Annotated in this window: 17 protein-coding genes and 1 pseudogene; 3 read left to right on the top strand and 15 right to left on the bottom strand. The window is 46.0% G+C overall.

Going from position 1 to position 20,336, the window contains the following annotated elements; all coding sequences use genetic code 11:
• Positions 1-49: 49 nt before the first annotated feature.
• From K331_RS0111230 to K331_RS0111200, 7 genes are all read right to left on the bottom strand, one after another.
• Positions 50-3,766, bottom strand: a complete 3,717-nt coding sequence (locus tag K331_RS0111230; RefSeq protein ID WP_028590382.1) for a response regulator — start codon at positions 3,764-3,766, stop codon at positions 50-52.
• Positions 3,763-4,932, bottom strand: a complete 1,170-nt coding sequence (locus tag K331_RS0111225) for a SpoIIE family protein phosphatase (RefSeq protein WP_025677904.1) — start codon at positions 4,930-4,932, stop codon at positions 3,763-3,765. Before K331_RS0111225 ends, K331_RS0111230 begins: the two co-directional genes overlap by 4 nt.
• Before the next feature lie 174 nt (positions 4,933-5,106).
• Positions 5,107-5,451: a general stress protein gene (locus K331_RS0111220; protein ID WP_018887313.1), complete on the bottom strand. Its 345-nt coding sequence runs from the start codon at positions 5,449-5,451 to the stop codon at positions 5,107-5,109.
• Positions 5,452-5,593: 142 nt separating this feature from the next.
• On the bottom strand, positions 5,594-6,121 hold the full coding sequence (locus K331_RS0111215) for a hypothetical protein (protein WP_025677907.1): 528 nt from the start codon (positions 6,119-6,121) through the stop codon (positions 5,594-5,596).
• A 60-nt stretch (positions 6,122-6,181) separates the two neighbouring features.
• The gene (locus tag K331_RS0111210) at positions 6,182-6,679 is read right to left on the bottom strand and encodes a DUF948 domain-containing protein (RefSeq protein ID WP_025677909.1); all 498 of its coding nucleotides are present in this window, start codon (positions 6,677-6,679) and stop codon (positions 6,182-6,184) included.
• 279 nt (positions 6,680-6,958) lie between these two features.
• A complete protein-coding gene (locus tag K331_RS0111205; protein WP_028590381.1) occupies positions 6,959-8,170 on the bottom strand; it encodes a C40 family peptidase in 1,212 nt (403 codons plus the stop codon).
• 626 nt (positions 8,171-8,796) lie between these two features.
• Positions 8,797-9,699, bottom strand: coding sequence for a cation diffusion facilitator family transporter (locus K331_RS0111200; protein WP_028590380.1), 903 nt, complete (start codon positions 9,697-9,699; stop codon positions 8,797-8,799).
• Between the two features lie 212 nt (positions 9,700-9,911).
• Here K331_RS0111200 and K331_RS0111195 point away from each other — a divergent pair, with 212 nt between their 5' ends.
• The gene (locus tag K331_RS0111195; protein WP_018887308.1) at positions 9,912-10,100 is read left to right on the top strand and encodes a hypothetical protein; all 189 of its coding nucleotides are present in this window, start codon (positions 9,912-9,914) and stop codon (positions 10,098-10,100) included.
• 83 nt (positions 10,101-10,183) lie between these two features.
• Here the strand turns inward: K331_RS0111195 and K331_RS0111190 are convergent, their stop codons facing one another.
• A complete protein-coding gene (locus tag K331_RS0111190) occupies positions 10,184-11,068 on the bottom strand; it encodes a LysR family transcriptional regulator (protein ID WP_028590379.1) in 885 nt (294 codons plus the stop codon).
• Between the two features lie 123 nt (positions 11,069-11,191).
• On the opposite strand from K331_RS0111190, the gene K331_RS0111185 reads away from it, so the two are divergent.
• On the top strand, positions 11,192-12,373 hold the full coding sequence (locus K331_RS0111185; protein ID WP_028590378.1) for an MFS transporter: 1,182 nt from the start codon (positions 11,192-11,194) through the stop codon (positions 12,371-12,373).
• A 119-nt stretch (positions 12,374-12,492) separates the two neighbouring features.
• Here K331_RS0111185 and K331_RS0111180 read toward each other — a convergent pair.
• The 7 genes and pseudogenes from K331_RS0111180 to K331_RS29375 form a co-directional block, all read right to left on the bottom strand.
• Positions 12,493-12,681, bottom strand: a pseudogene (locus K331_RS0111180) (ABC transporter ATP-binding protein); the annotation flags it as partial.
• Positions 12,682-12,754: 73 nt separating this feature from the next.
• Positions 12,755-13,564, bottom strand: a complete 810-nt coding sequence (locus K331_RS0111175; RefSeq protein WP_028590376.1) for a hypothetical protein — start codon at positions 13,562-13,564, stop codon at positions 12,755-12,757.
• Between the two features lie 12 nt (positions 13,565-13,576).
• The gene (locus K331_RS30955) at positions 13,577-14,140 is read right to left on the bottom strand and encodes a papain-like cysteine protease family protein (RefSeq protein ID WP_028590375.1); all 564 of its coding nucleotides are present in this window, start codon (positions 14,138-14,140) and stop codon (positions 13,577-13,579) included.
• A 213-nt stretch (positions 14,141-14,353) separates the two neighbouring features.
• Positions 14,354-15,982 carry an ABC-F family ATP-binding cassette domain-containing protein gene (locus K331_RS0111165; protein ID WP_028590374.1) on the bottom strand — a complete coding sequence of 543 codons (1,629 nt, stop codon included), beginning with the start codon at positions 15,980-15,982 and terminating at the stop codon, positions 14,354-14,356.
• 586 nt (positions 15,983-16,568) lie between these two features.
• The gene (locus tag K331_RS0111155; protein ID WP_028590373.1) at positions 16,569-16,916 is read right to left on the bottom strand and encodes a YolD-like family protein; all 348 of its coding nucleotides are present in this window, start codon (positions 16,914-16,916) and stop codon (positions 16,569-16,571) included.
• An 11-nt stretch (positions 16,917-16,927) separates the two neighbouring features.
• On the bottom strand, positions 16,928-17,119 hold the full coding sequence (locus K331_RS0111150) for a hypothetical protein (protein WP_226383580.1): 192 nt from the start codon (positions 17,117-17,119) through the stop codon (positions 16,928-16,930).
• Positions 17,120-17,440: 321 nt separating this feature from the next.
• Positions 17,441-19,033: an SIR2 family protein gene (locus K331_RS29375; RefSeq protein WP_028590371.1), complete on the bottom strand. Its 1,593-nt coding sequence runs from the start codon at positions 19,031-19,033 to the stop codon at positions 17,441-17,443.
• A 437-nt stretch (positions 19,034-19,470) separates the two neighbouring features.
• On the opposite strand from K331_RS29375, the gene K331_RS0111140 reads away from it, so the two are divergent.
• A complete protein-coding gene (locus K331_RS0111140; RefSeq protein ID WP_028590370.1) occupies positions 19,471-20,127 on the top strand; it encodes a hypothetical protein in 657 nt (218 codons plus the stop codon).
• Positions 20,128-20,336 lie beyond the last annotated feature (209 nt).

The raw sequence follows: 20,336 nt of genomic DNA, 5'->3' as shown, positions 1-20,336 counted from the left end.
TCTCCAGTTCATCAGTCTACGTTAACCTTTATTTACCCCAATTTTCGGTCTACGAATACAACCAGACACGCATCAGGGATAAAAGCTGATCCGTTTGGATTGGCTTTTTGACATAGTCTGACGCACCTGCTTCAATGCACTTCGCCCGATCATCCTTCATAGCCTTGGCCGTTAAGGCAATAATCGGTAGCTTCTCGAATTGAGGCATCTGGCGAATGCGAGTCATCGCCTCATAGCCATCCATCTCCGGCATCATCATATCCATCAATACCAGATCGTAATTGCTATTGTTCTCAAGAAGCTGAAGGGCTTCTTTGCCGTTCTCTGCAAAGGTGACATTCATGCGGTAGCCTTCCAGCACGCTCGACAGCGCGAAGACATTGCGGATATCATCATCCACTAGCAGGATGTTTTTGCCCTCGAACAGTTCTTCCTTGTTGTACAGCTTTTGTAGAATTCTCCGCTTATCCTCCGGAAGGTTGGCTTCCACACGGTGAAGGAACAATGTTGTCTCATCGAGCAGTCGCTCCGGAGATTTGACATCCTTGATAATGATGGACTCCGCATATTTTCGCAGCTGCATCTCTTCCTTGTTATCAAGCTCCTTGCCCGTATAAATGATAATCGGCAGATCATTCAGCTTCTCGTCATCCCGGATCCGATCAAGCAGATCGAAGCCCGTCATATCGCTGAGCATCAGATCCAGCACCATGCAGTCGTAATGCTGTCTGTTCAGCTCCTCCAGAGCCTCCTTGCCCGTGGATACAGCTGTGATGGCAACATCGTCGTGACCGATCAGTTCAATAATGGATTGCCGCTGCACATCATCGTCCTCCACAATCATGAGCTTCTTCACCGTGCTCTGTGTGTAAGAGGAGATTTGGGCGAACGCACGATCCAGACTTTCCTTGGAGGAAGGCTTCTTCAGATACGCAATAGCTCCCATCATAAGTCCCTGCTTTACATCATCGACGACCGAGATGACATGCACAGGAATATGTCTCGTGGCAGAGGATGCCTTTAGCTCGCCCAGGATGGCCCAGCCGTCCATGACAGGCAGCTGAATATCCAGAATGATGGCATTGGGCAGGTAGGTTCTCGCCATATCAAGCCCAGCATCCCCCTGTAGAGCAACCAGAGCCTTGTAACCACGACTTCTAGCCATCTCCATAAGGATCTGCGCGAATTTCTCATCATCCTCGATAATCAGCAGCACCTGATCTGTCGCTTGAATGTTCTCACGATCATCATTCAGTGGCTCCGACACCGCCGTCTTACTCATATTCGTTGATGCAGCAGGCGATGTTGGAGAGACAGCTAAGCTTGAGCGAGTATCTGCTCTGTGCTCCGCGATCGGGGCCACCTCCTGTCTAGCCTTGTAATGCTGATCCTGACTATGCTCCATTTGGGTATAGCCAGAGGTCTGTGCAGGGTCCGCAGGCAGGAAGAGGGTGAAGCAGCTTCCTTTCCCTTGCTCAGAGGTCAGCTCAATGCCACCACCCAGCAAGCGGGACAGCTCACGACTGATAGACAGACCAAGCCCGGTTCCCCCGTATTTACGACTTGTCGTACCATCTACCTGCTGAAAGGCCTCGAAGATCAGGTCCGTCTTATCCGGTGCAATACCGATGCCCGTATCTTCTACAGATAAAGCAAGATAAGCCTGATTCTCATTCAAATAAGAAGGCAATTGCTCCGCTGCTGCAGGTGAAATGGAGAAGGTGATAGAGCCTGTGCTTGTGAACTTAAAGGCGTTAGAGAGCAGATTTCGTAAGATCTGCTTCACGCGATAGCTATCACTCATAATGGCTGTAGGCAGTTCACTATCGGCTTCGGTAATCAGCTGAAGCTCCTTCTTGGCCGCCATAGGACCAAAATTCTGCTCGACGAATTTTTGAAGCCCCTTCAGGCTGACCGTCTCATAGTTAATGTCCATTTTCCCTGCATCGACCTTGGACAGATCCAGAATTTCATCGATCATCTTGAGCAAGTCCGAGCCAGACATATAAATGGTCTGCGCATATTCCTTTTGTTTGCTACTCAGATTGCCATCCTTATTCTCGGCTAACAGTTGAGATAGGATCAGCAAGCTGTTGAGCGGTGTTCGCAGCTCATGCGACATATTCGCCAGGAACTCCGACTTGTATTTGCTCGTAACCGCAAGCTGCATGGCCTGCTGCTCCAGCTGAGCACGAGCCTTCTCGATCTCAAGATTCTTCTCCTCCACCTCACGCACCTGCTCCTCCAGCGCTCTGGTCTTGGACATCAGCTCGGTATTGAAATGTTCAAGCTCCTCTTGCTGTCTCTGCAGCATCTCCTCGGAACGCTTCAGCTCTTCTGTCTGCTGCTCCAGATTCTCATTAGAGCGACGAAGCTCCTCCTGCTGAGTCTGTAGCTCCTCGGACTGGCATTGTAGCTCCTCGGTGAGAGCCTGCGATTCGCGCAGCAGCTGCTCGACACGCATTCTACGGTGAATATTGTTCAGAATAATTCCAAGACTCGACACCAGTCGATCCATCAAGTCCTGCTCAAGTGCCGAGAACGATCCCAGAGAGGCCATCTCAACGACACCAATGAGCTCCTCCTCAAACATAATCGGATAGATTATAACCCCTGTCGGCTCTGTTGAGCCAAGGGCTGAGCTGATCGTCAGATAACCGTTCGGAGCCTTCTCCAGCAGAATCGGCTTCTGGTCCAATGCGCTCTGACCGAGCAACCCCTCACCAATGAAGAACGTCTCCTTGGTATGGTGATCCTCAGCATTACGGGCATAGCTACCGCTAAGGAAGAGCTTGTCGGGCCCTTTCTCTTCATTAAGAAGATAGATGGAGCCATAGCTCGCCCCAAGAATTGGAGTGAACTCGCTGATGAACGTCTGTGCAATCTGTTCGGGAGAATTGATGCCACGCAGTAGCTCCGTCACTCTGGCCGTATTGGCACTCAGCCATGTCTGATCCTTCTGCGATTGAATGATCGACTGCTCTAACTGGCGCTTCTCCTCCAGGTCCTCAGCCATCTCCTGGAAGACCAGAGCCACCTGCCCGATCTCATCGGTCGTGGTGACCTTCATCCGGCCAATCGCTTTGAATCGGCTTTTGCCGAAGCCAGAGATCATCATGGATAATGTATTCAGACCACGGGTAATGCTTGGAAGCACCCACAGAATAATGCCGAGTGACAGCAGCAGACCTGCAGCCATAATCAGGGTAGTTGTCTGTATGGCCTCCGAGAACATCTGCCTGGATACGGCCATTTCCTCATCGACAGCACTATCCTGATAACGTGATAGGTTATTAATACTGTCCAGAGCATCGCTTTGTGCCGGTAGACCTGTACTGTTACGCAGGGCATTCGCTTCGTCCATCCGATCCTGGGAGAGCAGATTCATCAAGCGCTCCTCGTAGCTGTTGAACTCCTGCCACGATCTCACTACCTCCCGCATCAATCGGTCTTCCTCAGCATTCGAATTTCCTTCCTGCATACGGGTAAGCAAATCACCGCCAATAGTGGCAACCTGCGCAAGCTCTCTTATGCTGTCCTCCACGGATATCCCAGGATTCAGGAGCTGGTTAGCCATGATCTTGGCTTTTTCGTTGACCTGGGAGCGAAGTGCAGCCGTCTGCCTCACCTTGATGTATCGCTCCTCATATACCTTGTTCAACTGCTCGTTCATGCTCCCCAGCCTGTCATAGCTGATGACCGTAAGCGCTATAATGATGCCCATTAGCAGGCTGAAGCCAATGAGCAGCTTATTTCTAATTTTCATGCCAAGCTCGCTCCTTCTTTCAATGATATCCATACCAGGCATTTATCATCATCGTGTGTGCTCGGCGATTCCTGCTGAATGAAGGCCTTACGCATCGCGTCCTCATCCCATTCCACTCGGTCCCGTAGCTGATCAATTAGGAACTCAAGCTGCTCTTCGTGCTCACCCTGAACGATCTCTAGCAGACCATCTGTATAGAGAGCAATACGCTCCCCATCCTCATATTGGATGGTCCGTGTCTCTACCTCGATCTGGTCGAACAAGCCAACCGGACTTGCTCCACTACTCAGCTGAAGCACGGTGCCATCGTTGCGGAACATCAGGCCAGGCGGATGCCCTGCATTCACATAATCGATCTTCTTGGAACGCGTATCAATGACCATGTAGATGGCCGTGAAATAGTACTGAACGAGCTGTCTACCCAGATCAAGCTGGCCAAAGCGTCGATTCAGCTCCTGAATCACCCTCTCCGGCTCCACATACGTGGTTACGGTATCCTTGAGAACTGCTGCGATGAACATGCAAAATAAAGAGGAAGAAATGCCGTGTCCCATCATGTCCAACAGGATGACACAATATCTTCCTTCTCCGAGCGAATACCAGGAATAGAGGTCTCCCGCCAGCTCAAATGAAGGCTGATAGATGGCGTGGGCTTGCAGAACGGGATCCTTGATTGCCGGACTCAACACTGCCTGCTGCACCAGAGAGGCCAGCTTCAGCTCATCCTGAATTCGTTGATCACGCTCCTTGTGCCAGTCCTTCTCCAGCTTCAGACGTAGAGCCAGCCGAATACGGGCCATCAGCTCTACCTTGTTGATCGGCTTGGTGACATAATCTGTTGCTCCCGCATCCAGCGCTTCGGCCAGCTTCTTAGAGTCGCCAACAGCAGTAACCATAATAATAGGAATATCCTTCAAATGCTCATATTGCTGCACGATGCCACAAGCCTCAATGCCATCCATCTCCGGCATCATCATATCCAGCAGAATCAGGTCAATGTCCGAAGCAACTGGCCTAATATCCAAGGTACGATCACCTATTCCCAGTCGCTCCAGCATTTCCTTGGCTGAACTGGCGGAGACGATGTTTCTGTAATTTTCCTTCTTCAATATTTCACGGATAATGATTACGTTCGTTGGATTATCATCGACGATTAGAATTTTCATGGATGTCTCCTTTATATCTGGTTGGAGTTCTATATATAACTATAACTTCTGATCCTGTAGGTTTAAATATGAAAAACATAGATAAGGAATGGGATTGCTGGAATCCCATTCCTTATCTATGTTTTTCAGTTATCGACCGTACCCAGCAACAGTGAAGAATGCGGTCGCAACATATTATGGCTTGGCCTTGGCGATGACGAGCACCTTGCCAAGATCCAGTTCTTTTTCGTAAAATTCAGCCTCTGATTGCTGGAAGCCCATCGAGACGATTTTGGCACGCAGCTCATCACCACGAGAACGGAACAGATTCGCCAGAGAGTCAAAAACGCCTTCTTCCTTGATGCCAATCTCATTCGCATCTACGGTGTCTGCAATGCGATCCGTACGATCCTGACTATGAGCCAGCACGTATACATCCTCATAACGGTAGCCAGCGTTGCGCAGCTCCTTGACTGTCTCTACCGCTTGAACTCCATTCTCCACCACTTTTGCATAAGCTTGAGCATTCGTTGAATTCATTTTTCTCACTCTCCCTGTTACAAAATTCAGTATCTCGTATATTTCATCCCACTTCAGGGATGGATGTAAGATACTTGCTTGGATGACCCTGGCGGTGCATCCTCACGTTGTAACATTAACCCGTCCATCTCATTCTGAAACGTCAAGGTGATGAGGTTTCGTCAAACAATTCAACAGCCTTTAATTCCCCGCTGTCTTGATCCGTGTATACCTTGATGGCATGATGCCCCCGAATGTATACCTCTCCATCCTCTGCAGTGAACTGAGCACCTCCCAGCTCATGATCCAGCGTGCTGCGGTCCAGTGGCAGCCAGCGGTCATTCACCTTCACGCGCACAGAGCTACTGTCCACATGTACGTAATTGACGTAACCATCCCGAACGCCGACGACCACATCCTCATAATGATATTCAGTAGAGCGCAGAATAAGGTCCTCATGCGTACGAAGCGGCTGGCCTTTCTTCTGTAGAACATCCTCTGTCCGATCATCAAGGGAAATATCATTTAACGTCTCAAAGCGTTCCTCATAGACTGCATCAGTTACACTTGTACCACGAACGTCCACAGCGTGTGTTATTTTTCCGGCTGCATACGGCGGAGCCGTAGCCTGAACCGTTTCCTGAGCGGAAAAGGGAGAAAGCAAACCTATCCAAAGAAGTAGTTGTATCATCGTATCTCACCCTTTCAATGGAATGATGGTTCTGAGCACCGTCACACCGCCGCTACCCTGCTAACGTCGCATTTTTTGCCACACACCAGCAGCAATATCTACGTACGTTAACCATTCAGGGCCTGCTTTTCGGGGTTCTCCTCCGATGACGCGATCCTGGGGTAATGGTTGGCTCTCAGGAACAGGAGGTTGTGGCGGCACTATAGCTGTAGAGGCTACATCTTTTTGCTTGGGCTTTTGAAATCGATTCATCAATGTAGCAGACGCCTGCTTGGCCGCAGAGGTCAGCTCACTAAGTACCTCGCCCAGATTCTCCACGGATGTAATGACAGGGTCGATCTTCTTCATCTTTTGCTCTACATCCGCTGTAATGCCATTCGCATGACGAATCGTCTGCTTGACCTCGTAGCTTAGCTCATCTACCGTCTTCTGTACCTCTTCCAAGGTAACGGATACCCGGTCCAGGGAGCCCTGCGCGGCTTTTAAGGTCTTGACCAAATACAGCACCAGCACTACAAAAGCCAAAGCAATAATAAAAACACTAATTTCCATTAACATGACGTAACCTCTCTTTCCAATCTGGGCGTGCTCTCCATTATGTATATTCTAGTTACCCTCTGGGTGTTAGCCCGAAACAAAGGTTCGACACCAATGAGGAAGATGAGAAAGACGTCTCTGGACGTACTTTCACAGAAGACAGACCGCACTTAGCGGAAGTTCTTCCTAGGATGTTCGAATGGTTCAGCTCCGCTGAAAACTTATAGATTCTATATCCAAAAAAACTTCGGAAGCCCGTTACGGGCCCCGAAGTAATTCGAAGGACCAAGGCTGCTGCAATTAGAGCACCCGATCTACTACACTTCCACCATAGAGGAAGCGATCCTGCCATGATTGGCTAAAATCTGTTACCTTCACCCCACCTGCTGCTACAGAGAAGGTGTGAAGCAAGCGCGAATCTCCCAAGTACACAGCTACATGGGTAATGGTCTGCGAGAACGGATCAGGCTGAATAAGGCCATCTCCTGCTGGAACCGCATAATCCCGAAAGAAGACCAGGTCCCCTCGCTTCAGCTCCGATATATCCAGTACTGGCTGGCTATTCTGTCTAACCCAGTTCCCCTGCGATCTGGAATCTCCCGGAAGTAGTAGACCCATGCTTTCCAGAAAAATACGCTGCGTAAATGCAGAGCAATCGAAGGTGGCCGTCGAATTACGGTCCGAACCATACTCATACGGTGTCCCCAGATACGTCATTCCCGTACTAATCATCTGCTCAATTGCCGTATCTACATCACGACCTCTGTAGATTCCTTCCTCCCGCATCACCACGGGCTGGTAGGCTGGTACGGTAGCAGCGGAAAATACTGGAACAGCCACATTCTGCCCTGAGCCGGAGTTCACATTTACTGAGCTAGCATTGGTAGCAACGGGTACGATTCCTGCTTTGATGAATTTGTCCGAAGCTCCTACATAACCAGTGACTCCCGCATCAGTAGCGATCTTGAACCAATATTTATTACTAGTGTCCAGCAGCTTCACCTGCTGTCCGGGGCTAAGCAATCCGAGAATAGCTCCTGTGTTGGCAGGCTCACTTCTCAGGTTGACCGCAGATTGAATGGTAGCTACAGCTTGTCCTGCTGTAGATGTTGCCGAGGATGCTCCATTAGTGCTTGTTGCCGCACTTGGTACCGCCACTGCACGGGATGCTGTGGAAGATGCGCCGGACACGCTTACTCCAGCCTTCCCAACAGGCAGTATGTATTTTTCCGAGATGCTCGTGTAGCCGATGGTTCCATCAGCCGTCTTGACCTTATACCACTGATTCACTGTCTTTTCCAATACGGTCACCTTATCGCCCTGACTCAGAAAGCTCAGTGTGTCCCCTTCCATGGAAGGAGAGATTCGTACCCGTACCGGCGCCTGTATGACTCCCTGCTCCCCTGCCGGGATCGTGACAGCAGCCGCTGAGACATGACTGCTTGAAGTCACATCCATAACTGACCATAATGCCGCAGCAACTGCAAGTGTTCCCCATACGCGTTTGTTCATGCTGTTCCTAACCTCCCGATTACTTCACGAATCTTGACAAGACATGCTGCAGGATGCCGAACATCCGTGTACTTAGCTAATCACCGTCTCACCATGCTTCTCCGTATATAGTTCATGCAAATATCGTGAAATACTCCCCATCTGACCTCATTATAGTCAAGCACAAGGAATATAAGCATGATGCAAAAGTCACAAAAAACGACGCATACATTGAGAACGTGATTCCAATTACCCATGTTCTTCTGCCATCTGATCAACTTGTCTTTTTATGTATCCCGCTGTTATGTATATCGGTAATTACAGTTCAATCTGTTGCAGGAAGGTATTTCCATCCCGCGTATACCTACCTTGTTATTAATCTGTTGCAGGAAAAGTGAAACGACAGGATGTGAACTACTGAAATACTGAAATGGAGTACTGAAATAACCGGAAAGCCTGCCACATCTGAACAGTGGGATCATCAATGGATGCAAAAGAAGAGTCTCCGCGATCGTCCGCGGAGACTCTATTTAGCTTACTATATGCACCCAGACAGCCTGTCTGCACTCCATTCAGCAGGATAACAAGCTGCCCTTACCTAGTGCCTTGACCCGGTATGATTTCAGGTTGGTTATTTGGCCGAGATGCTAGTGTTGGAGCTGGGTAGAGCTTATGTGCTCACTCGCTCTAGGCTCCACATGCACATGTACATGCATCGTATTATGGAATTTCTTCAAGCGCTCTTCAATTTGGTCACTAATCTCATGCCCTTCAATGAGCGTCAGCGTCGGGTCCACCTCAATCACCACATCGACCATGACATGACTGCCATGCACACGTGCCTTTACGTCTCGAATTCTCTCTACGCCTGGTGTTTTGGAGATCGTACCGCGCAGCACTGACAAATGCTTCTCATCAAAGCCGTCCGTTAGCGAGTGTGTTGAATCACGGAAGATTCCCCATGCCGTATAACAGATCATAAGCCCGACTACAATGGCAGCAACCGTGTCCATCCAGGGGAAGCCGAATTGGGATGCAAAAATGCCTATGGCCGCTCCTATGCTGACAAGCGCATCTGATAGATTATCCTTCGCTGCTGCCATGAGTGCCTGGCTTTTGATCTCACGAGCAAGCTTCCGGTTGTAGAGGTATACCCCTCCCATAGCCAGCGCACTCACTACAGCGACGACTGCAGCCAGCATGCTCGGCTGTGCCTTGCTTCCTTCAAATATAGAACGAATCGCCTCCACCAATACCTGAATACCGACTAGAGCCATAATGAAGGAGGCGATCATGGCCGCTATGGTCTCTGCCCGGAAATGCCCGTAGGTATGATCGGAATCTGGTGGTTTTTGGGATATGCGCAGACCAATTAACACAGCTACAGACGCTACAATATCCGTCATATTGTTGAACCCGTCGGCAAGGAGTGCACTGGACATGAACACGTATCCGCAGAACACTTTCAGAGACGAGAGCACAATGTAGGAGATAATACTTACCCAAGCGCCCCGCTCCCCTTTACGAATTTCACCATACACATCAGTCACTTGCAGTACACTCCTTCTAAACAAAAAGTTGGTAGCTACGACTTAGACAAATACTTATGATTAAGCTATTCAGAACAGCTTGAACATGCGATATAGGTGGGGCCCGACACGGCAAGCATCGTCATGGTAGTCTTTATTCATTGTTGCCCTTGTCCCCCCTTTTAAAAACGTATAAAATGAAATACAGCTTAGACATTACAGGAGGAACAGGGATGAGCGATAATCAGAAGGAAGTCCGTAAAATTGACCTGGCTGAGGCCGTTCGACAGAAGCTGGCCGAGAAGAAGCTGGCCGCTTCCCAAAAACAAAATGGCGGGTTCCAGGGCAATCAGACCAAGGCATTGAAGAGCCAGAACAACAAAAAGCCTAACAATCAGCGCAGACGTACCGGCGGATCATAAAGTATAACTTTTGCATACATTTGCATACAGCTGTTAGCATGAAGAAGAAGCTCCCAACCGAAGTTAAGGTAGGAGCTTCTTCTTCATGCTTCCGTTGACTGTAGGAAAATCTCCTGAGATACTGCCAGGAAGGCTCGCGCAGCAGGCGAAGCACTGGATTGTGATGGGCATGCCAGAGCAACATTACGCCATCTGGTAATATCCAGATACCCCACTTGGATATGCTGCTGTGTCTTCAGAAATAGCTCCGGCCCAATCGTAATGCCAAGCCCCTCCTGAACCATATTGGCGATGGTGTTACAATCATACACTTCGAAGCGAATCTTCGGCTGCACCTTCATCTCCTCAAGCATGGCCAGAATATGAGCTTGATACATGCCTGTCGGCATAATAAAGGGCTCGTCCTGTAGCTCCTTCATGGAAATCTGGGTTCTTCCATTAAATCTGTGCTCGGCTGAGAAGCCCAGAACCATCTTGTCCTGAATCAGCGGCACACAGTCGAACAATACTGGTGAATCCTCCTCTACCACAAATCCGATGTCAATCACGCCTGTATTCAGCCACTCTGTAATTTCTTCATAAGAGCCTTCATAAAATCGAAATTCAATATGCGGATGCTTCTTCTGAAACCTGGATAACAGCTTGGGCAGCAGGCAGGAAGATGCGCTTGCAAATGTTCCAATGCGGACTGTCCCCGTCTCCAGATTGGCTGCCAGAGCCGCTTCCTGCTGGATCATTTCCATTCGGCACAAGATTTCTCGCATGTGGCCAAGCATCTTCTGCCCCACTTCCGTCAGCATAACCCCCTTCCTACGGTCGCGAATCAGCAGTGTCGTCCCCAGTTCCTTCTCCAGACTTGCAATAGCATGACTTACAGCGGATTGCGTCATATTCAGTCGCTCTGCTGCTTTGGTGAAATTTCGAGTCTCAGCAATGTGTACAAAAACCTCGAAACGCGCTATAGACATGAGTATTTACTCATCTCCTTCATTAAAAACATGAATTTCCCTCATGATAACATGTCAGCTAAAATGAATACAATCGTTGTAGCAGGCTACATAGCAGCAATTTCTACAAAAGGAGTGAAGTCATTGAATCGTCTAGCTATATATCTATTAGCGATAGGAGCCTTTATCACAGGCACAGCAGAATTTGTCGTATCGGGGATCCTTGAGCTGATTGCAAGCGACTTACAAATCTCTATTGCGGCCGCGGGGCAACTCATTACAATTTACTCTATCTCTTATGCCGTTGGCGCCCTTGTGCTTGTCATGGTAACCGCACGCTATGAGCGCAAAAAGGTACTTGTCTACTCCCTTATAGCATTTATTGCAGGGAGCATCCTTGCATTCCTCAGCATGAACTTTGCAGTACTGATGCTGTCCCGTATTGTCATGGCAGCAAGTGGCGGATTATATACGGTTGTAGCTACAAGCTATGCAGCACGTCTCGCTCCCCAACAACAACAAGGTAGAGCGATCGCCACTGTCATTACTGGCTTCTCCATCTCACTGGTGCTTGGAGTACCATTCGGAACACTGATGTCCGTCTATATGGATTGGCGCTACATCTATCTATTCCTTGCCATCGCTGCACTCGTCAACGCAGTTCTTCTTCAGAAGTACATTTCGGGGCTTGAAGGGTCAATAGCGCTTACATGGCAGGAGCAATGGCTTCTCTTAAGAGATTCACGCATGCTTACCGGGCTACTTACAACGGTGTTCTGGATATTGGGATACACTATGGTATTCGCATATATCGCTCCCCTCTTAAGTAGTCTGATGGACTTTTCACTGGAAATGATAAGCTCCTCCCTGCTCGTCCTCGGAATAGCGGCTCTGATCGGCTCACGCTTGGGAGGCTATGCAGTTGACCGCTGGGGACCCGCACGTACAATCATCATTAGTCTGACATTACATGCTGCGGCGCTGTTCTTTCTGAAATCTACATCCGTGGCTGTCTCCACACCCATAATTTTCGTGATTCTTTTGCTATGGGGAGCAGCTACATGGACTACGACACCAGCGAATCAATACTATCTCATTACGCTCCAGCCCCGGTCCTCCGAGATCATACTTAGCCTGAACACTGCATTAATGAATATGGGTATGGCACTAGGTGCTGCAAGCGGCGGGATCGTAATCGAATATGCAGGTATTGAGCAGATTAGTGGATTTGCAGGAAGTATTATATTACTTGCTATCCTTACCTCTGCATGCTCATTTAAGCTGAACGCACACGCAAAAAGGGGCAGCAGCCATTCCATCAACTAAGCACAGAGGAGATTGATCGGTAATATATTGCACAACTACGGTAAGATAGATCAAAAAAAGACCTCAAGTCTACTCGTAGGAGTAACTTGAGGTCTTAAGCTTACTATTCAGATCACTAATTAGTTAGCCTCTACTGGATACATCCGTTCACGCAGCTGCTTGACTTCATCGCTCTCCAGGTACTCATCGTACGTCATAACACGGTCGATGACCCCGTTCGGTGTAATCTCCACAATGCGGTTCGCAATTGTCTGAATGAACTGATGGTCATGCGAAGTGAATAACAGTGTACCATCAGCATGAAGAAGCTCCCACCAGGAAACCAAGGTAGAAGCTTCATACTTTTGCTCAATGAGTCCATTTGAAATTGAAATTTTAGGCTTATCTGTTGCTATTGTGCCCGTATACCTTTCTGTATACGATGATCCCAGTGATCATGAGCACCAATAGAATAGCTGCCCACATGAATGGCTCTACAGCAGATTCTTGTGAAGCTGAGGCTTCTATCCCCCCAGCACCACCTCCCGTTCCATCTTGATCGTCAGATATAATCTCCTGATGCCGCTCATAGGCTTGTTCTCCAAATTGCTGAAGGCTCATTAGATTTTTTTCAGAACTTTGAGCCAATTTCTCCACAGGATCAGCCTGAATCGAAACGACCTGCTCCATGCCATCCTTCACACCAGACATTGCATAAATTCCTAGCCTTGGATCATCTATGAGCTTGACAGGTTGGGTAGTATCAAAATTTTCTCTCCCCGCCCTCCAGGTCCTTTCAAATGAAAAGTCGCTCGATATGTAATCCACAATCCATTTCTCTTCCTCCAAAACACCATGTACCACACCAACAGACTGGCCCTTCAGATAAATCGGAAAATTATACCCCGCCATTTCCAAAATATCTTCACTATATACCTCTTCAGCAACCGCTGATTGTTTAAGGAAGGACACAGCAACCTTATAATAAGGATATCCTTCGCCAAGTTTCACTTGGTCTGCCTGATCATCCGCATCCATGCCAAAATTTTTCTTATCTTTCTCCAAAGAAGGAATGTAAGATTCAAAATCCTGTTTGATCTGATCACGTATATCAATCGAAGCGAATTTTGCATCTACTGGTATACTCCATACTATCGTTGATATCAATAGAATATTTATAGCCCAGAAGACGAGCCTTTTACCTGCCTTCAATACAATCCCCCCTTAGTTAACATAAATATAATCTACCGAATGTGTCCATTTGAAGTTAGAGTTTCTAACGAACCTATCATAATTCTGAATTTTGTGTGTTTTCTCATCTTTTAACGAATCAATAAAATAAACATCTTGTTCATCAGTGTCAGTATTCTCATAATAACCTCTAATAGTAAAAAAGTGCCCGCCCCCGCCTGTCCATCCTATTCTGGCGATTATGGGTTGTCCTCTATTAATCCTGTTCTCTATTCTTGAAAATGACAAGTAGTCCAGCACTGCTCTTGAATGTATTCCCCAATGATCCAACCCATCAACAATTTCATATATACTTCCGGTATCGTTTACAACCTCTCCCTTTACATACCTGACAAATTGTCTCTGAGTAGGAGCGTTACCTAGAAAATCAATAACCATGACAGAGTTGGCTGCCCAACACCATTGGGTATCTTGTTGTTTTTGAGTAGGAATATCTAGTGTTTCATACCCTACGTAAGCAGACACGCTAGTGGCAAAACCTAATAAGCATATAGCTGCTAGAAGCAAAATAGGAGTCAAATTACTTTTCCTCAGCATACAATCCCTCCTTAGGCTTAAGTAATAAAAAAATACAAAATATTACTAATTATGTATATGATTATCATCACACCTAACATTTTCATCGGAAAATGTCACTAATCTCTACAGCACAAATAGAACCTCAACCCGCTCCTATCGAGCAAATTGAGGTTCTTTAGATTTATAGCTTGAAGCCCTTGTGTATGGGTGTTGCAAACCGAGAGCCTGCGATTAGTTAGCCTCTACTGGATACATCCGTTCACGGAGCTGCTTGACTTCATCGCTCTCCAGGTACTCATCGTACGTCATAACACGGTCGATGACCCCGTTCGGTGTAATCTCCACAATGCGGTTCGCAATCGTCTGAATGAACTGATGGTCATGCGAAGTGAATAACAGTGTACCATCGAAATCAATCAAGCCGTTATTGAGCGCAGTGATGGATTCCAGATCCAAGTGGTTCGTAGGCTCTTCCATGATGAGCACGTTAGCGCCGTTAAGCATCATTTTTGCCAGCATACAGCGCACCTTCTCGCCACCAGACAGTACACTCGCCTTCTTCAGCGCTTCCTCGCCGGAGAACAGCATACGTCCCAGGAAGCCACGCAGGAAGGTCTCATCCTGATCCTTGGAATATTGACGCAGCCACTCTACCAGATTCAGTTGGACTTCGTCAAAGTATTGGGAGTTGTCCTTCGGGAAATAAGCCTGACTGGTCGTCACACCCCAGGTGTACTCACCAGCGTCTGCTTCCTTCTCACCCATCAGAACTTCGAAGAGCGCCGTCTTCGGCAAGCCATTCGGTCCGACGAAAGCAATCTTATCGCCTTTATTCACGACAATGCTGAATTCATTCAGTACTTGCTCGCCTTCGATGGTCTTGCTCAGACGGTCTACGGTCAGCAATTGCTTGCCAGCCTCACGCTCAGGCTTGAAGTTAATGAACGGATACTTACGGTTCGATGGACGAATATCGTCCAACGTGATCTTGTCGAGCTGCTTCTTACGGGAAGTCGCTTGCTTCGACTTGGAAGCATTCGCCGAGAAGCGTTGGATAAAGGCTTGCAGCTCCTTGATCTTCTCTTCCTTCTTCTTGTTGGCGTCGCGAGCCAATGTCAGCGCGAGCTGACTGGATTCGTACCAGAAGTCATAGTTACCCACATACATCTGGATTTTACCAAAATCAATATCCGCAATATGCGTACATACTTTATTCAGGAAGTGACGGTCGTGAGATACCACAATAACGGTACCTTCATAGTCCATCAGGAAATTCTCCAACCATTGAATGGATTCGAGGTCCAAATGGTTCGTAGGCTCGTCAAGCAGCAGATTATTCGGACGACCGAAGAGCGCTTGTGCGAGCAAGACACGTACCTTCTCGTTACCGCTCAGCTCAGACATTTGCTTATCATGCAGATCGCGAGGAATCCCCAGACCAATCAGCAAGGCAGCGGCATCTGGCTCAGCATCCCAGCCATTCAGCTCGGCGAATTCGCCCTCCAGCTCCCCTGCACGCAGACCATCCTCTTCCGAGAATTCAGCCTTCGCATAGAGTGCATCCTTTTCCTTCATAATGTCATATAGACGTGTATGTCCCATAATAACTGTCTCCAGCACCGGGAACTCATCATATTCATAATGGTTCTGCTTCAGCACGGCCAGACGCTCGCCAGGTGTCATGTGCACCTCGCCGGAATTCGCCTCGATCTCGCCAGAGAGAATCTTCAGAAACGTAGATTTACCAGCACCGTTGGCCCCAATCAGACCATAACAGTTGCCAGGCGTGAATTTGATATTAACATCCTCAAAAAGTGGGCGCTTGCCATAACGGAGCGTTACGCCGCTTGTACTGATCATATGTGCATTACCGTCCTTTATACGTTTTGGCATGAAAGCCTCATACTAGCTATGTTATAAACACATTCGCCTGTATACGATGATAACCGTTTGGGTGCGTAATCTCAACGATAAAAGTAATTAAGAGTATTTTTCATTCACTCATTTTCGCTGATATTCGCAGAGAATGTTATTTTTTGCGTGATTTTTTTGTGAAGAACGAGCTCAAATGGCAATCGCATTGCCTGTATAATTTTGTTGTGATAACATAAGGATAGAACTAAGGAGAGGCGCAATCCTCTCCCTGAACAACGAAATGTGCCTTCACGGCGCGCACTGTATTAACTCACAGCAAAACCCACCGTAGGCGGCCAACCTTTAGCGGTGGGTTTTGCGCTTGTTACGTTTTTTACGTATCCATCGGTAAACCTTACGAGAGCTAAACCACAGGCTTAGCAACGTCGCGATTACTTTCAAGATCCAATAAACCGCACCAAGAGCAGTCATGGCGTCAATCACCTCCTTCACAGAAGGCTGCGCCGTGACCCCCACCCGTTGTCCAATCCAAATTATAACACAAAAGAGCCCGGGGTATCTGCCCTGGGCTTTAACTATCTATATCAACATATGCCCCCAGGATGTCGTCAATCTCAATCCATCGGTAATCGTCTTCACTCTGCAGGAGCTTGGCCATACGACGGCCAGTATTCAGTGCGGTTACCACTCCGTTCAGCTTCACATCATCAAACGGATCGAATACCCACAGTTCGACAGACACACGCCGATTGTACGAATTCACAAGCGCTTGTTCAATCAGTTGCACTTCCTGATCATCCAGGATCGGCTTGGATCTCCGAGTTTCTTCTATATAATGTTCCCTGATGCGAGCAGCGTGCTCCGGCAGAATGAATCGAGATCCTTCAAAGAGTCCGTTACCTTCAAGTTTTCTTCCCATGTCGTCAACTCCTAAGCTGTCTGACTGATAGGTGACCAGGCGAGAATGTTGGTCACTTTGAATGTCCGGGGCTGGCTGCTGTTAAGGTCTGTCGCCCTGATCACCCCATCACGAACCCCACGAACAGCAATTTTACGCTGCGTGATGTTGCCGGACCCGTCTTCGTAAATTATTTCAACATTCAAACCTGCAGTAATTTTCAACTCCAACCCCTCCATTTTACGAACATTTGTTTGTATTATATGCGAACACTAGTTCTTTTAGCAACAAGAAAAAAGCTCCATCAGCGTTAGCCAGCAGAGCTCATAAGGTCGATATAACCAACATAATAAAATATCGGAACTACCCTTCTTCAATTTGTTGTTTAATATTAACCATTAAATTAAAGAAATAAAAATACGTTTGATAGTTGGTGAAATGACTATTGATTTGCTCGAATTTTGATGTTAAATTCAATGTATCAACCAAGCGAACTGATCGGAGGTCAGCAGTCTAACTGCTTACTGGAATCCGGGTTCGCTTTTTCATTCTTTAAATTTCAAAAAGTCATACATTCTTATCAATTTTTTAATGCCTGAACTAAGATTGCTTTTCCTTAGTATGTGCGGATCTTCAGTTAACCTTTCCCTACAATATTCACCCAATCTCTCGACCTCTATTTGTTTTGGTGTCAGCATCTGTATATATCTTACTTGAGCACCCAGATTGCTACGAGTTTTACGAATGATTTCATCTATTGATGTATAAATCATTCCTTTTCGGTGCTTCCTAATAGTTTCATTTTCTAATTTTTTGAAACTGAAATTCTTAAACCTTTCAAACTCTATCGGGAGATCTGGCGAGTAATTATTGATATATTTAAACACTGGCAAACTTCCACTTGTACGTTTTAATAGCTCTGGTAAAGACTCGTTAATTAACAATTCCTTGTTGAATTTACCTTCATCGAAGAGAATATCTTTGAAAACTTCTTCGGAAGAAATGCTTTTGTATCCTCTTTTTCCGAGTTCAAAGATACCAAATCCAATTAATATTTCAACATCACCTTCCATTAATCTATCATCTGTTGAAGCTAACACTCTTATTTTTTCATGACCGTCCTCTGTTAAGGCCAACTCATAAATATTTTTTCTTACTTTTCTATAGAAGCTTGTTGAGTACTTGGCTTTGTTACTTACCAACACATTTAATAAAGAAACGTAAGAATCTGTTACAATTTTCGTCATGCTTACAGTCTTTCCATTAGTAAATGACCGACTGTATGGAAACACTTCAGTTGTTTCGTGTCCTTTCTTCCATTCAACAAAAATAAGCCTATCACGCAACTTATTTAAATTTTCATCACTTAGACAATCAACAATAGATTTGAGTATAGCTTGTACATTTTCATCATCCAGTGAATATCCTAAGAATATAATAGGATGCTCCACAAAAATAGTCATTAATTTTGCAGCCAAATAAGCATTTCTCTTGTCAAAATTTTCGTAATCGCGTGAATTTATTACCACAGAGTTGGGTTGCGTTGAACACCCATGCACTTTGTAAATTTCATTAACCCCATATGTAGGAGAAAATATTAGCTGTTCTTGCCCTACATATACCTCGTACTCCGGAAATATGTGTTCCATTAGACAATCATAATTAGTTGTTAGCACTCCCGCTATGGAATTTACTCCTACTTCCCCTAAAAGTGCGATTTCATCCTGATATTCCTGAGCGATTGTCGCCATGTCAATCGTTCTGAAATAATCAGCTAATTCTAATTTAAATGGAGTTACCCCACTACGAACTTCTTCTCGAAATTTATCCCTTCGTTCTGAAAAATCTTGACTATCAAACCAAAGAGTATTGAAATCATTCTCAATGTAATCCGCCATTTTAGTCATTAAATTATTTGTAGTCTGTGGAATATCTCTTTCCAAAAGGGCCTGTCGAGCTCTATTTTCATACTTTTCATAGGCGAAATCACTCGAATCAACAATACGTGCAAAGCGATCAAGTATACCTGGCCAACTTTCCGTCGATATGTATCTTTTAGAAACACCAGAACCAATGAATAAGAAAGGCAATGATTGTGATTCCTTTAATAAATCCTCAATTTGTTTGATATCTGCCAAATTATCCACCTGCTTATCATTAGAAATAAAAATAGACCTGCAAGCCGAAGCCAGCAGGTCTCATTTTACCGATACTCTCGGATTGCACAACGATGCTTTCGTATGTGTTGGTATGATTATAGTTCATATGGTTCATTTTGTAAATAATACAGAAATATATACATGGGTATAAAAGACTACTGATAACTCCGTTTCCCTCGAATTACTTGGATCAGTGGTTCGAAACTTGATGCTGGTTGTTTGTTATCAGGTGGATGCATAACTAAAAAATTACCATTCACAGGTGATATGATCATCCTAATTCTATAATCAAATCCAAGATTAGACAAATTCATTATTATAACGTTCTTGCGTTCACGACCTTGCATATGAGATAATAGGGTTGACAAACGAAAAAACAGAACACACATTCTTGTTTTTGTTTAGGAGGAGACGCCATGCTCAATTCCAGCTACCGTCACAGAGCGGTTAGTGGATGGCTCAAAGAGAATCATCCCATTCAATTCAATTCAGATCTGAAGCTACAGAAATTTCTATTTTTCTACGAGGCACAATGTGAAACTGAAGATGGAAGTGCCCATTTCAATTCCCTTAAAGGATATAAAAATGGTCCTGTTTTTAGTGATGTTTTTGGCGATTTTAAATATGATTATCATGAATTCGATGAAAATGTTACCAGGTTATTTCATGATTGCCCTGAACATGTTGATATTCCGAAGGCCAAACTCGCAAGTTTTTTAGTGCGGACAATGACAGAAGATGAATTGTCCATCTTAACTCACGAGTTTAACATCTGGAAAGCGAAAGAACATAGAATTCTTCAAAACGAGAAGAATGTCCCTCTTTCGAGAAACGACTTCAATGAAAACGATAAGTCTTTAATAAATTCATTTTGCGAATCTTATACAGAAGAATTTATTGATTCAATTGTCGTTTTGGAAGTGTTAGGAAAAAGTTTTGTGATCGAAAAATCAGATTACTCCATCCTTTCAGATGATCAAAGACTAGTATTCCTACAGCTTGCCCAACAAGAAGAACTCGTTAATCCTGTCTACATTACTATATCTGAAGATGGAGTGATATTGGTTGATTAGAAAGACAGATGTTGTGACCATGAGAGTTCCCTTTCCAACGATCAGTGATGAATTGGCGGTGAACTCTCATATGTACATATGCATTCAGGAAGGCAGAGAGAAACAGTTTATTAAGTGTCAAACATATAAACCCCTACATATGATTGCTAACAAACCCCCGTTTCACTTCTTGAAAGAAATGCCTAACATAAGCAGGAATCCATTCAAGA

The organism is Paenibacillus massiliensis subsp. panacisoli DSM 21345 (assembly GCF_000426545.1).
GTDB lineage: Bacteria > Bacillota > Bacilli > Paenibacillales > Paenibacillaceae > Paenibacillus > Paenibacillus panacisoli.
The sequence above is the reverse complement of the archived record's forward strand: the minus strand, read 5'-3'. Positions and strand labels throughout refer to the sequence as shown.

What these genes read in the sequence shown, in the direction of transcription:
- K331_RS30955 (WP_028590375.1), bottom strand. Translation starts at nt 14,140, where the DNA reads ATGCTGAGGAAAAGTAATTTGACTCCTATTTTGCTTCTAGCAGCTATA.
- K331_RS0111165 (WP_028590374.1), bottom strand. Translation starts at nt 15,982, where the DNA reads ATGATCAGTACAAGCGGCGTAACGCTCCGTTATGGCAAGCGCCCACTT.
- K331_RS0111225 (WP_025677904.1), bottom strand. Translation starts at nt 4,932, where the DNA reads ATGAAAATTCTAATCGTCGATGATAATCCAACGAACGTAATCATTATC.
- K331_RS0111195 (WP_018887308.1), top strand. Translation starts at nt 9,912, where the DNA reads ATGAGCGATAATCAGAAGGAAGTCCGTAAAATTGACCTGGCTGAGGCC.
- K331_RS0111230 (WP_028590382.1), bottom strand. Translation starts at nt 3,766, where the DNA reads ATGAAAATTAGAAATAAGCTGCTCATTGGCTTCAGCCTGCTAATGGGC.
- K331_RS0111220 (WP_018887313.1), bottom strand. Translation starts at nt 5,451, where the DNA reads ATGAATTCAACGAATGCTCAAGCTTATGCAAAAGTGGTGGAGAATGGA.
- K331_RS0111140 (WP_028590370.1), top strand. Translation starts at nt 19,471, where the DNA reads ATGCTCAATTCCAGCTACCGTCACAGAGCGGTTAGTGGATGGCTCAAA.
- K331_RS0111210 (WP_025677909.1), bottom strand. Translation starts at nt 6,679, where the DNA reads ATGTTAATGGAAATTAGTGTTTTTATTATTGCTTTGGCTTTTGTAGTG.
- K331_RS0111190 (WP_028590379.1), bottom strand. Translation starts at nt 11,068, where the DNA reads ATGTCTATAGCGCGTTTCGAGGTTTTTGTACACATTGCTGAGACTCGA.
- K331_RS0111155 (WP_028590373.1), bottom strand. Translation starts at nt 16,916, where the DNA reads ATGGGAAGAAAACTTGAAGGTAACGGACTCTTTGAAGGATCTCGATTC.
- K331_RS0111215 (WP_025677907.1), bottom strand. Translation starts at nt 6,121, where the DNA reads ATGATACAACTACTTCTTTGGATAGGTTTGCTTTCTCCCTTTTCCGCT.
- K331_RS0111205 (WP_028590381.1), bottom strand. Translation starts at nt 8,170, where the DNA reads ATGAACAAACGCGTATGGGGAACACTTGCAGTTGCTGCGGCATTATGG.